Genomic DNA, 13,867 nt, shown 5'->3' on the forward strand with positions numbered 1-13,867 from the left:
ATTTTGCAGTTTGTTCACGAAATTTTTCACTTACTCTTACGTATAATATCATATCTACAATTTTTTCTCCATAATTGGAAACTTTATTATTCATTTCATCTAATTTACTTTTAAAGTTTTCTTAGTGATTGTAAAATAATATGTAACAATTACCTAGGGAGGAAAAAGTTTGAACATTAACTATGTGTACGGTTTTCTTCGGTTTCTTTTAGTATTGGCATTAATAGTTATTGGTTTCGTCATATTTTATTATCTGTTTAGACTTACCTATCCATTTATTTTTGCTTTATTAATAGCTTTCCTTATTAACCCGCTAGTAAATTTTTTAGAACGTAAAGGAAGGATGCCTCGAGGATTATCTGTATTTATAGGAATCTTCATTGTGTTTGGGGTTGTCACCGGATTCCTTACATTATTAATTGCGGAAATCATTTCAGGTGCAAACTATTTGGCAAAAGAGGTTCCACAGCATTTCGAAAAGCTAGTGGTTTATTTTGAAGATTTAATAGTTGGGCAAATTATTCCGTTATATGAAAGATTATCAAGTATGTTTGATAATTTAGAGCAAGGCCAACAACAAACCATAATGGATAATGTAAGCAATGTTGGTACAACAATCGCAACGAATGTCGGAGAGTTTCTAAAAGCGTTCTTAGAAAACATCCCAAAATTTCTTGGTTGGTTGCCAAATGCAGCAACTGTAATTGTATTCTCACTGTTAGCAACATTTTTCATAAGCAAGGATTGGAATAAATTCATCATTATGGGGCGAAAGTTTATCCCTGTTAAAGCTAGAACGAGTGGAAAATCTGTGTTTGTAGAGTTAAAGAAAGCGTTATTTGGATTTATAAAAGCTCAAGCAACCCTGATTTCAATTACTGCAGGAATAGTATTGGTTGGGTTATTAATTTTACGAGTAGATTATGCTATTACAATCGCATTGTTAATAGGGCTTGTTGACCTTCTTCCGTATTTAGGAACAGGGCTCATCTTTGTACCGTGGATTATATACTCCGCTTTTAGTGGGGATATCCCACTAGCAATCGGACTAGGTATTTTATATATTGTGGTAATCGTACAGCGTCAAGTTATGGAGCCAAAGGTTATTTCATCCAGTATTGGACTTGATCCATTGGCAACCTTGATATCCCTTTTTGTTGGGTTTCAATTATTCGGGTTCATTGGACTGATAATTGGTCCTGTCATTTTAGTAATCATTAGGACCTTATATACAACCGGTGTATTTCATGATTTATGGAGCTTTATTGTCGGAAAAGAAGCATAAAGAAAAAAGCCACTGCTCACAACCGCAATGGCTTTTTCTCACTTCATCACCAACGACGTATTACGGTAAATTGTCCTCTATCAATCCTACTTCTAATCCATTTCGCGATAACCGGTTTAATAAAATTTCGGGTTACCGGTAGGAGAAGCAGCAATCCCATCAAGTCGCTAACATAGCCGGGTGTTAAAAGTAAGATAGCACCGATTAGAATACATATTCCATCCATGATCGCTTCACCAGGTACCTGACCATGGTCCATCTGTTGTCTTGCACGTCTAATAGTTTCTAGCCCCTGTTTCTTTGCAAGCCACGCTCCCAGCACTCCCGTAAGAATAATGATTAATAAAGTCATTGGAATTCCAAGCGTCTTTCCTGAAAATATAAGGACACTTATTTCTATAGCCGGTACAATAATAATTAACGCTAGTAAAAATCTCATACGATCCTCCTCAAAGATCAAGGCTTTTCCTCTATTATACGTTTCATTTTCTCAAAAAAGTAGTCCCTCATAAAGAAAAAAGAGAAGGTTTCCCTTCTCTCTTTTTATAGAACATTCGCATGTCCTTCGTATATTACTCCACGAGCTGAATCGACCGTAATATCCTGTCCATCCTTTAGTAATGTTGTTGCATTTTCAACACCAACAATAACAGGAATTCCAAGACTTAATCCTACTACAGCTGCATGGCTAGTTAGACCGCCTTCTTCCGTAATTAAGGCAGAAGCTTGTTCTACGTATTTTACCATGTCACGGTCAGTTGCAGGTGTTACAAGGATTGCGCCATCATACATTTTTGCTTCAGCTTCTTCACTAGTATGAGCTACTACTACTTTTCCAAAAGCTGATTTTCTACCGATACCTTGTCCATTTACAATCGTGTTGCCAACAACATGAATCTTCATGATATTAGTGGTACCACATTCTCCAACTGGTACACCAGCCGTAATGACAACTAAATCACCAGGTTTGATAATACCAGTACTTAATGCTACATCAACTGAGTTTTCAAGCATTTCGTCTGTTGATTTTGCCACGTTTCCTGTTTGCGCGTATACACCCCAAACAAGTGAAAGCTTTCTGGTTGTTGAATCACTTGCTGTTACAGCAATGATTGGTGCCTTTGGACGGTATTTTGAAATCATTCTTGCAGTATGTCCGCTTTCTGTAGGTGTAACAATTGCAGAGGCATCTAGGTTAAGTGCAGTATGGGCAACTGATTGACCAATCGCATCAGTAATCGTAATACCGGAAATTTTGCTACGTTGAGATAAAATTTCGCGATGAATTAATGCATCTTCCGCACGAGACGCAATATTGTGCATTGTTTGTACAGCTTCAACTGGATATGATCCTGCAGCTGTTTCACCAGATAACATAATCGCATCTGTACCATCAAAAATCGCATTTGCAACGTCACTAGCTTCTGCACGAGTCGGTCTAGGATTACGTTGCATGGAGTCTAGCATCTGAGTTGCTGTAATTACTGGTTTACCAGCGGCATTACATTTTTTAATTAATTCCTTTTGAACGAGTGGAACTTCCTCAGCTGGAATTTCAACTCCTAAGTCACCACGTGCAACCATAAGTCCATCAGATACTTCAAGGATTTCCTCGATGTTATCGACACCCTCTTGGTTTTCAATCTTAGGGATGATTTGAATGGCTTCACCATTATTTTCTTCCAGTAATTCTCTAATTTCTAATACGTCTGAAGCACGACGAACGAATGATGCTGCGATAAAATCAACATCTTGTTGGATACCAAAAACAATGTCTTTTGCATCTTTTTCAGTCATACCTGGTAGATTCACACTAACACCCGGTACGTTTACACCTTTTTTATTTTTTAATGTTCCACTGTTTAATACTTTTGTTAGAATTTCACGCTTCTGTTGATTGATTTCTACTACTTCTAGTCCGATTAATCCGTCATCTAATAGAACTTTGGATCCTGGGTGTACATCCTCGATAAGACCCGGGTATGTAATCGAGAATTTTTCTGGTGTTCCAACGACTTCTTCCATTGAAATTGTGATGTTGGACCCTTCTACTAATTCAATTGCACCATTTTCCATTGTATTCGTACGGATTTCTGGGCCTTTTGTATCTAATAAGATTGCAATATGTTTGCCAGTTATTTTAGAGGCTTCACGGATATTCTGAATACGCGCGCCATGCTCTTCAAAGTCACCATGTGAAAAATTTAATCTTGCTACGTTCATTCCAGCATTAGCTAATGCAACAAGCTTTTCAATACTTTCACTTGCTGGTCCTATTGTACATACTATTTTTGTTTTTCTCATTACATTTTCCTCCTCTATAATCGCTTGTTCAAACAGAGCGATTACGAACACTTCCACAATGAATTATACCGAAGTTATTACTAAATTGATAGTTCTTGCGCCAGATTATACATTTTTTCGTCAACTGTATGTTTACGATCTAAGATTTCCATAATATCGTGATCTACTAATTGGTTCTGTTGGATTCCGACAGCTCTTCCACCTTTTCCTTCTAGTAACAACTCAACAGCTTTAGCTCCTAAACGGCTAGCTAATACTCTGTCTGTTGCAGTTGGAGAACCACCACGTTGAATATGTCCAAGCACACTCACTCTTGTTTCAAAACTTGTTGCTTCTTGTATTTTCTTCCCAATTTCTACACCGCTACCTACACCTTCAGCGACAACAATAATACTATGTTTCTTTCCACGGTCATGGCCACGGTTAAGCTTTGCGACAACCTCATTCATGTCGTGATCTGCTTCTGGAATTAAGATTGTTTCAGCACCGCCAGCCAATCCAGCCCATAATGCGAGATCACCAGCATGTCTACCCATTACTTCAATTACATATGTACGTTCATGAGAAGTTGCAGTGTCTCTAATTTTATCGATTGCATCAATTACGGTATTAAGTGCAGTATCAAAACCAATTGTGAAATCAGTACCAGGGATATCGTTGTCGATTGTACCTGGAACACCAACACATGGGAAACCAAGCTCTGTTAATTTTTGGGCACCACGGTATGAACCGTCACCACCGATTACAACTAAACCTTCGATACCTAATTTTTTCAGTTGTTCAATTCCCTGTTTACGACCTTCTTCTGTCTTGAATTCCACACATCGTGCTGTATAAAGCATTGTACCGCCGCGATGAATGATATCACCGACATCTCCAATTTCTAATTTTTTAATCTGGCCACTTATCAGCCCAGCATATCCCTGATAAATTCCATATACTTCAACATCGTGATAGATTGCTTTACGTACAACAGCACGAATCGCAGCGTTCATTCCAGGAGAATCTCCACCACTAGTTAACACACCTATTCTTTTCATTTTTCCACCTCTATGTAAAAATTAGTCGTGAATTAGTTTATTTATTAGCTTATACTATTCTTTCGCAATATGTATAAAATAACACTAATATATAAGTAAAACAAGTTATGACATCGTAATAATTTTTGAAAAATGTGTGAAAACGCATCAAAATGTAAAAGGTATTTGAAACAGAGGGAAATATAGGAATGGACATCCTGCATAATAGAATATTCTTGTTTCCAATTTTTGTAGATAAACAAAGTAAAACGTGCCCTAAACTTGTGTTAGATGCACGCTTACTTTTTTACTGAACTCCGATATACTCTTCTTCAGCTATTTTAAATTGACCTATCTTTTTATATTTTTGATAGCGTTGCTGAATTAACTCATCGTTGTTTAATTTGCGCAATTCTTTTAATGATTGTAAGAGAATTGTATCAATAAAAGCTGCTTGTTCTGCAACATCCTTATGAGCGCCGCCCCTTACCTCAGGGATGATTTCATCTACTACCCCAAGTTCTTTTAAGTCTGGTGCAGTAATTTTCATAGACTCAGCAGCTTTTTTCGCAAGTCCTGCATCTTTCCATAGTAACGCAGCAGCACCTTCAGGTGAAATAACCGAATAAGTTGAGTTTTCGAGCATGTGAATATAGTTTCCAACACCTAGTGCAAGAGCCCCACCACTTCCACCTTCTCCGATAACGATACAAATGACAGGAACAGTTAGGCTTGCCATTTCAAAAAGGTTTTTTGCAATTGCTTCACTTTGGCCACGTTCTTCTGCTGCTTTACCTGGATACGCACCCTTTGTATCAATGAAGCAAATAATTGGACGGTTAAATTTTTCTGCCTGCTTCATTAAGCGAAGTGCCTTGCGATATCCTTCAGGGTGTGGCATACCAAAGTTTCTTCTAATATTCTCTTTCGTATCCTTACCACGTTGATGACCTATAACGGTAACAGCTAAACCATGATATTTAGCAATACCACTAACAATGGCAGCATCGTCTCCATAAAAGCGGTCACCATGACACTCGAAAAAGTTCGTAAAAATACGGTCAATATAATCAAGGGTTGTTGGTCTTTCAGGATGACGGGCAATTTGTACACGATCCCACGGTTTCAAATGACTATAGATATCGTTCTCCAGTTTTTGAAGCCTTGTTTCAAGCTTTGAAATTTCATCAGAAAGATCAACATTCGAATCACTTGTAAATTCTTTTAGCTCGGAAATCTTTTTCTTCAATTCCACGACTGGTTTCTCAAATTCTAGTTCACCTACCAATTAACCGCACCCCCGTTCATATGAATGTCTACGATATTTGCCAATGTATCTTTTAAATCATGACGGTGGATTACAGCATCCAATTGACCGTGTTTTAATAGAAACTCAGCTGTTTGGAAATCTTCTGGAAGTTCTTCACGGATGGTTTGCTCGATAATCCTTCTACCAGCGAAACCAATTAAGGCACCCGGTTCCGCAAAATTAAAGTCTCCTAATGATGCAAAGCTTGCAGATACTCCACCTGTAGTTGGGTGAGTCATAATCGAAATAATCAGACCGCCTTGATCACTAAAAAGCTTTAATGCTGAACTAGTTTTTGCCATTTGCATTAAACTAAGTACACCTTCTTGCATCCTTGCTCCACCAGAAGCAGTGAAAATGAGAAATGGCACTTTTTCTTCCATTGCCTTTTCAATCGCTCTTGTAATTTTTTCACCGACTACAGAACCCATACTTCCCATTCGGAAGCTTGAATCCATTATCGCTAAAATAATTCGATTACCATCAATTGTACCTTCACCAGTTACTACGGCTTCATTAATACCGGTTTTATCTTGGTCTTTCTTCAGCTTTTCAAGATAATTCGGGAATCCAAGTGGATTTTCAGATACCATTGACTGGTCGAACTCAACGAAGGATCCTTCATCAAGTAAGCTCTCTACTCTTTCATAAGCAGTCATTTGATAATGGTATCCACAGTTCATACATACCTTATCGTTTTTCATTAATTCCTTTGTATACATGATTTTTTTACAGTTTGGACATTTGCTCATAATTCCCTCTGGAACATCTTGCCTTGCCTGCTCTGATGGAATTGAAGCATATTTCTTCTTTTTTACAAAAAAGTCTTTTAACAAAATAAACCTCCTCACACATTTCAATGGAATGGCTTTTTCGACTTAAGTTTATTTACATCTTTTAATGATTAGTATTTTTTTAAGGCTGTTTTCGCAAACATTGCTGTTTTTAATACAATTGATTTCCGCTACATTTTGAAAGTTCTTCCTTGAATTTGCACCGCACGAAGAAAATGCGAATGCATTTTCGAGGAGGTGGACGCTTTCCACGGGCGTGGCTTGAGCCTCCTCAACGAAATGCGTTAAGCGGCTCGATTAGAAACGAGGAAATTGGAGACTCCGACAAAGAGGCGTATTTTGCCTCTGTAGGAGGAGTTGAAATTTCTCGAGTTTCTTGCCGCTGAAGCTAGACAAGTCGCTAATCGCTCCTGCGGGGTCTCAAGTCTCACGCTTTTCCCGCTGGAGTCGCCACCTTCCGCTTCAATCAATAGTTTTGTTTTATCCAATAGCAACAATCTTTTAGAAATGAGCCTTTTTTAAAAAAGCTGTGTAACGAAAAAAAGGAAAATCTCTATCTTCCTTCGTTGCCAAAAAAGCATGTACTTATACTTTACTGAATGTCTTCTTTATTTTTTGTAGGAATATGTAAATAAAAACACGACAAATTCCTACATAATTATTTTTTCATAGGCAGATAAAGCTTTTGCCTTGTCACTTTTACTAAGAGCGTCAACTAACTCATTGAAAGCATTTTTGTTTATGAGATGAGTTTGATCCTCATAAATAAACTTCACATATTCATTAATCACTATCCAAATTCGCAGTAAAAGGCGATTTCCAGTTGCTTCGACAATTGTTTTAAAGAGAAATTCTTCGGGATCATTGGCATCCCAAAGTGTCCTTTTTAATTCTGTGATCATCTGGTTGTTCTTTTTATTACATACTAATTCGATACATGATTTTTCAAGTGTATGTTTTGTTTCGAGTAGATCAACTTTTGTTTTATTTCCTTGGATGATAAAGGTAGCCAGTAAATGGATCAACTGGTGATCACCAAAGTCCTTTAAAAACGTACCTTCGCCTCTTCTTGTCTCAATTAGCCCTAATAATTCAAGCGACCTTAATGCCTCTCTTACAGATGACCGTCCTACATTAAGACGATCAGAAAGTTCTCGTTCAGAAGGAATTTTATCACCAGTGGAAAGTCCATCATCTTGAATGATGGACCTAATTTGTTTGACGATCTCAATGTAAACCTTAGAATTATGGGCTGTCACATTTTCACACCCATTCAATTATTCTATTATGGCTAAACGGCGTGTCTTCTCAGCAACTTCTTCCGGATTAACAGTGATTCTTGCAACCCCTGTTTCCATTGCTGCCTTTGCCACACTTGCTGCTACTGCAGGAGCAACACGCGGGTCAAATGGAGCAGGAATGACATAATCAGGACGAAGCTCCTCAGAAGATATCAATGACGCAATTGCTTCTACTGCCGCAATTTTCATTTGTTCGTTAATATGAGTAGCACGAGCATCTAAAGCCCCTCTAAAAATACCTGGGAATGCAAGCACGTTGTTAACTTGGTTTGGAAAATCAGATCTACCTGTCCCAACAACCTTAGCACCTGCTTCCAATGCCACTTCAGGCATGATTTCAGGATTAGGATTTGCCATAGCAAAAATAATTGGGTCCTGGTTCATCGTCTTTACCATATCTGCTGTGAGAGCACCCTCAACAGATACACCGATAAATACATCTGCATCCTGAAGGACATCTGCAAGAGAACCTTCCAGGCGATTACGATTGGTATATTTTGCTACTTCCGCCTTCACATCATTCATACCAAAGGTACGCCCCTCATAAATAGCACCTCTAGAGTCACTCATAATAATGTCGCGGACCCCATAGCGATATAAGAGCTTTATAATTGCAATACCGGCAGCACCTGCTCCGTTTGCAACAACTTTTATTTCTGACATTTTCTTACCAACAAGCTTTAATGCATTCACTAGTCCTGCTACTGTAACGATTGCAGTACCGTGTTGGTCATCGTGAAAAACCGGAATATTAGCTTCTTTTTTAAGACGCTCCTCAATAACAAAGCAATTCGGAGCTGCGATATCCTCTAAGTTGACTCCACCAAAAGTAGGCTCTAATAATTTTACAGTTTCCACAATCTTGTCAATATCTGTTGTGTTTAAACAAATTGGAAATGCATCTACACCTGCAAAGCTCTTAAACAGTACTGCCTTTCCTTCCATAACAGGAAGAGCAGCTTCTGGACCAATGTTCCCTAAGCCAAGCACTGCTGTCCCATCCGAAACAACAGCTACCATATTCCCCTTCATTGTGTATTCATACACTTTGGACTTATCATCGTAAATTACTTTACATGGTTCTGCCACACCTGGTGAATACGCTAAACTTAGATCCTTTGCATTTCTTACTGGAATTTTTGATTTTGATTCAAGCTTTCCCTTATGAATTTGATGAATATGTAGAGCTTCTTCTCTTAGAGTCATTACCTTTTTTTCACTCCTTGTTATAAAGAAAACTTAGTACCCATAAATCTGGCACCAGTTGAAGTCTTGTCCAACATTCTTCATGAAAACTAGTAAAATAGAAATAAGGATCAAAGACTAAGAACGCCACGTCCTGTGGCGACGCCTTTGTGACCCACATCGTGTGGGCCTAAAGCTAAGTGGTATGACCACTCACCTTTTCTATTACAATATAACATAAATGCTGTTCCTGTAAAGAGTTTGTTAGTGGAACACTACATTTTGTGGACCCATTAATTTATTAATTTCGGTTAAAAATTTTGGATTAGGACTGACCCAAAGTTCTTGTTGAAGCTGGATTGTTTTTTGCGATTCCTGGTAATATAGGACAACCGGCGTTTCCCCTGGGTAATCTTTTAACAAATCTTTTAAATCGATAAAAACTTGATCTTCTTGATGACTTTTATCCATCCTGACAAACAGTTTCTTTTCTTCTTCTGGCAAATCCTCTTTATCAGGCAAGGCCCTGACTTGATTGACAATTAGCTGTAGTTGATTATTCCGACTTTCAATCTTCCCCTTTAGTAATAATAAGGCATCATTTTTTAAAAGCTTTGCTGCCTGAGTATAAGTTCTAGGAAAGGCAACTCCCTCTAATTCACCTGTTTCATCACTAATTGTCAAAAATGCCATTACTTCACCTTTTTTTGTGCGTATCGCCCTCTCTTTTGTGATGAAACCACCTATCACAACATTTTGTTGCAAATAAAAGGAAGCCTCTGAAATCCCTATCGCACCGTTTTTCTTTAAATATGTCGAATAGGATGTAATTGGATGACTTGATAAATAAAAACCGAGCGCTTCTTTTTCAAAGTGGAGCTTTTCCATTTCCTTAAATGGTTCAACTTCAACATATTTAGGTTTAAGCCCAAAATCATCCTCAAAAAACATCTCAAATTGATTTTCATCATTCTTAGGTCGAACAAGTTCAGCGTGTTCGAGTGCAACGTCTAAAGTTGCTAACAGAGTTGCCCGATGTTCCCCAAATTCATCAAAGGCGCCTGAGTTAACTAACGCTTCTAATGTACGACGGTTAATACTTTTTATTGAGGTTCTGACACAGAAATCAAATAGGTCTGAAAATAGCTTAACCTTCCTTGTTTCGATAATATCCTTTAGTGCGGCAACCCCCACGCTTTTTATACCTGCCAAACTATATCGAATTGCCTTTTTCTCTACTATAAATGGATAATAGCTTTTATTAATAGATGGGGGCAATATGGTAATCCCCATTTGTTTTGATTCACGAACATATTGTCCTAGCTTGTCATCGTTACCAATGACACTTGTGAGTAATGCAGCCATAAAATAAAGTGGATAGTTTGCTTTTAAATAGGCAAGCTGATAAGCAATCATGCTATAGGCAACGGCATGGCTGCGATTAAAACCATAATTAGCAAATCTAACAATTAAGTCGTAAATCTCATTAGCTGTTTTTTCGGTATAGCCCTTGCTTAAACTACCCTGCACAAAATGCTGTCGCTCCTTATCAAGAACCTCTTTTTTCTTTTTACTTACAGCCCTTCTTAAAAGGTCAGCCTCACCAAGACTAAATCCAGCCATTTTTGAAGCAATCTGCATAATTTGCTCCTGATACACAATAACGCCATATGTCATTTTTAGAATCGGTTTAAGGTCAGGATGCGGGTATTGAACTTCTTCCTTTTTATGTTTTCGTGCAATATACAATGGGATATTTTCCATTGGACCAGGTCTGTATAAAGCATTTACAGCCACGATGTCTTCAAGTACATTCGGTTGTAGCCTTACTAAAACACTCCTCATTCCACTTGACTCAAGCTGGAAAACCCCTGTTGTATCTCCTTTACTTAACAAAGCAAAAGTTTTTTGATCGTCTAATGGAATTGTCGAAAGGTCAATACTCTTTCCTGTGCCACGTTTGATCATGGACGCGATATTATCGATAAGCGTCAAATTTCGAAGTCCAAGAAAGTCCATCTTTAAAAGGCCGATTTCCTCGAGTATATCCATTGGGAATTGTGTTAAATATACGTCATTATGCCCCTCTTGAATGGCAATTAAATCTGTCAATGGCTGTTCACTGATAACAACTCCAGCAGCATGTGTGGAAGTGTGTCTTGGAAGACCTTCTATTTTTTTCGCTGTTTCAAAGATTTTGCGCCCGATTTCAATATTTTGAATATAATCCCGTAATCCTTGCGATTCTTCATACGCTTGTTGTAGTGTAATTCCAAGCTTACTAGGTACTTGTTTTGAAAGAAAATCGGCTTCTTTGGGAGAAATCCCCATTACTCTTCCAACATCCCGAAGTGCTGCTCTTGCCGCCAATGTTCCAAAAGTAATAATTTGCGCGACATGAAGTCTACCGTATTTTTTCGAAACATATTCAATCATTTCATCGCGTCGGTTATCCGGAAAGTCAATATCAATATCAGGCATTGATATTCTTTCAGGGTTTAAGAAGCGTTCAAATAATAATTGATGTTCCAGTGGGTCAACATCCGTAATATATAGAACATATGCGACTAATGAACCCGCTGCTGAACCCCTTCCTGGCCCCGTCAAAATTCCGTTCTCATGGGCAAATTTCATAAAGTCCCAAACGATTAAAAAATAATCATTAAAATTCATTTTTTTGATGACTTGAAGCTCATACTGAAGTCGATCGAACTGTTCATCAGTTGGGTCTTGATACCTTTCACGCAGTCCTTTCAGACAAATTCGCGACAAGTACTCCTCCGCAGATTCATGACCTGGAACTGGATACTTCGGTAATACAAATTTACCTAATTCAATTTCAACATTACATTGATTTGCAATGTGTATTGTATTTTCAAGAACCCCTGGAGTTTCAGAAAAAAGCTCGGTCATTTGTGTTGGAGACTTAAAATAGTATTCCTTGCTCGGCAGAATGACTCGATCTTCATCTGAGAGCTTAGTCCCATTTTTAATCGATAATAAGCATTCGTGAGCAAATGAATCATCTCGCTCTATGTATTGAACATTGTTGGTGGCAACCAAAGGTACTTGCAGCTCTTCACCCATTTTGAATAACTGATTGTTAATCTCAACATTTTCTCGCAAGCTATGGTCTTGTACGGAAAAATAAAAGCTTTCTTGTTCAAAGATTTGTTTGTAGGAAATAGCTCTATTTTTGGCTTCCGCGTAATTCCCACTCATTAAACATTGCTCAATGTCCCCTTTAAGACCTGGTGATATACCAATTAATCCCTCACGATATTGGGTTAACCATCTTCTAGGGATCCCATCCTTTGATTTTGTTTGAATGGCACTGCTAATTTTTAATAGATTTTGATATCCTTTGTTATTTTTCGCAAGTAATATTACTGGATAAGCGGTATGGTCTTCTTCCGACAACACCGAAGCAGTCATGCCTATAATTGGCTTGATTCCACGTTTCCTGCATTCTTTATAAAAGGCTATTGCGCCGTACATTACGTTTTCATCGGTTAACGCCAATGCCTTAAGCCCAAGGTTGCTTGCTTTTTCAACCAAAGCTTCAACTTTTGCTGCACTAGATAAGAGGCTGTAGGCGCTTTGAACCTGAAGATGAACAAAAGGCAACGAAATCACACCTTTTCATTTATATTTCGTTCTATTCAATACTTCAATTATAGTCCTATTTACGAAACAAGCAAAACAAAACTCATACCGGTCATACTGGCTAATGTTTGTCCATATACATATAGTAAAAGGCTTCGTCAATCATAACAATTCAAAATGAGGTGTCCAAATGGAAGTAAAAGATGCTTTTATGCCTGCATTTATCCATAGTTTCTTTATTGCCCTTGGGGTCCTATTAGGTGGATCACTAATTGGCGGATTGGGTGCTTTTATTTCGGGTCAAGCACCTCTATCCGAAATCTATTCAGTAGCAAGCAAGCTGAAAATTTGGGCACTTGTTGCTGCAATTGGTGGCACGTTCGATACCTTTTACAGCTTTGAAAAGGGTATTTTTCTTGGACAAACAAAAGATGTCTTTAAACAATTTCTTTTAATTGTATCCGCTATGGGAGGAGCACAATTCGGCTGGAGAATTATTGAGTGGTTTACACAGGAGCATATTACCTAATGAGAGTTCCTCCCTATCATCAAAAACCCGGGTGGCAACGATTTTTGGCAGGCATTGTAATTGGTGCCTTAATAAGCTGGATTGTGTTTCTGTTTCAATTTGGGGTGTTACAAGATAAACAGATTCAAAAAATAACGGAACAAAAAGATGAAATTAAAGAATTAAAAAAAAGTAAGGATATCCTTATTGAAGACGTGAAAAAGTTAAATGAAGTAAACAAAAACAAGCTCAAAATTCAGGACTTTAATGTAGATTTTACAAATAAAAAGAAATTTGACCTTAGTTCACTCAATCTGCATCATATGAAAACTGCTGTAATCGAGGATCTAAACTCCTTAATTGGACAGGATATTCAGACAGTGTCGAAAAACAAAGAGCTTCTTTTTAGAACAATCGAGAATCAGGTTTTCGAATTGGACGATAAAACATATAGGCTCAAAATTCATACTGTCTTTTTTGATACAACACTTGAAATTACACTAAATATAGAACTTGTTAAATAACTAAGCCTCCTTTATGAACTGCACCCCAATTG

Annotated in this window: 11 protein-coding genes; 3 read left to right on the forward strand and 8 right to left on the reverse strand. The window is 37.8% G+C overall.

The features are described 5' to 3' along the window. The first annotated feature begins 169 nt into the window (after positions 1-169). Positions 170-1,285, forward strand: coding sequence for a sporulation integral membrane protein YtvI (ytvI, locus tag V7112_RS10075; RefSeq protein ID WP_335418564.1), 1,116 nt, complete (start codon positions 170-172; stop codon positions 1,283-1,285). Positions 1,286-1,331: 46 nt separating this feature from the next. Here the strand turns inward: ytvI and V7112_RS10080 are convergent, their stop codons facing one another. From V7112_RS10080 to dnaE, 8 genes are all read right to left on the reverse strand, one after another. Then, entirely contained in the window at positions 1,332-1,724 is a 393-nt protein-coding gene (locus tag V7112_RS10080; RefSeq protein WP_335418567.1) for an FxsA family protein, read from the reverse strand. A 104-nt stretch (positions 1,725-1,828) separates the two neighbouring features. Then, positions 1,829-3,589 carry a pyruvate kinase gene (gene pyk, locus V7112_RS10085; protein WP_335418570.1) on the reverse strand — a complete coding sequence of 587 codons (1,761 nt, stop codon included), beginning with the start codon at positions 3,587-3,589 and terminating at the stop codon, positions 1,829-1,831. Positions 3,590-3,669: 80 nt separating this feature from the next. Next, positions 3,670-4,629: a 6-phosphofructokinase gene (pfkA, locus tag V7112_RS10090; protein ID WP_335418575.1), complete on the reverse strand. Its 960-nt coding sequence runs from the start codon at positions 4,627-4,629 to the stop codon at positions 3,670-3,672. A gap of 286 nt (positions 4,630-4,915) precedes the next feature. Then, positions 4,916-5,896, reverse strand: a complete 981-nt coding sequence (gene accA, locus V7112_RS10095) for an acetyl-CoA carboxylase carboxyl transferase subunit alpha (protein WP_335418578.1) — start codon at positions 5,894-5,896, stop codon at positions 4,916-4,918. Further along, positions 5,890-6,753: an acetyl-CoA carboxylase, carboxyltransferase subunit beta gene (accD, locus tag V7112_RS10100; RefSeq protein WP_335418583.1), complete on the reverse strand. Its 864-nt coding sequence runs from the start codon at positions 6,751-6,753 to the stop codon at positions 5,890-5,892. The genes accA and accD overlap by 7 nt, the downstream gene beginning before the upstream one ends. 608 nt (positions 6,754-7,361) lie before the next feature. Further along, positions 7,362-7,970 (reverse strand): FadR/GntR family transcriptional regulator, encoded by a 609-nt coding sequence (locus tag V7112_RS10105; RefSeq protein ID WP_335418585.1) that lies wholly within the window; start codon positions 7,968-7,970, stop codon positions 7,362-7,364. Positions 7,971-7,988: 18 nt separating this feature from the next. Continuing rightward, positions 7,989-9,218 (reverse strand): NAD(P)-dependent malic enzyme, encoded by a 1,230-nt coding sequence (locus V7112_RS10110; RefSeq protein ID WP_335418587.1) that lies wholly within the window; start codon positions 9,216-9,218, stop codon positions 7,989-7,991. A gap of 243 nt (positions 9,219-9,461) precedes the next feature. Then, positions 9,462-12,824: a DNA polymerase III subunit alpha gene (gene dnaE / locus V7112_RS10115; protein ID WP_335418590.1), complete on the reverse strand. Its 3,363-nt coding sequence runs from the start codon at positions 12,822-12,824 to the stop codon at positions 9,462-9,464. A gap of 169 nt (positions 12,825-12,993) precedes the next feature. Between dnaE and V7112_RS10120 the strand changes: the two genes are divergently transcribed. Together V7112_RS10120 and ytrI are read left to right on the forward strand one after the other, a co-directional pair. Next, a complete protein-coding gene (locus V7112_RS10120) occupies positions 12,994-13,332 on the forward strand; it encodes a YtrH family sporulation protein (RefSeq protein WP_335418593.1) in 339 nt (112 codons plus the stop codon). Beyond that, positions 13,332-13,835 carry a sporulation membrane protein YtrI gene (gene ytrI, locus V7112_RS10125; protein ID WP_335418596.1) on the forward strand — a complete coding sequence of 168 codons (504 nt, stop codon included), beginning with the start codon at positions 13,332-13,334 and terminating at the stop codon, positions 13,833-13,835. Before V7112_RS10120 ends, ytrI begins: the two co-directional genes overlap by 1 nt. Positions 13,836-13,867 lie beyond the last annotated feature (32 nt).

Source organism: Bacillus sp. JJ1566 (assembly GCF_036962685.1).
Lineage (GTDB): Bacteria > Bacillota > Bacilli > Bacillales > Bacillaceae_L > Ferdinandcohnia.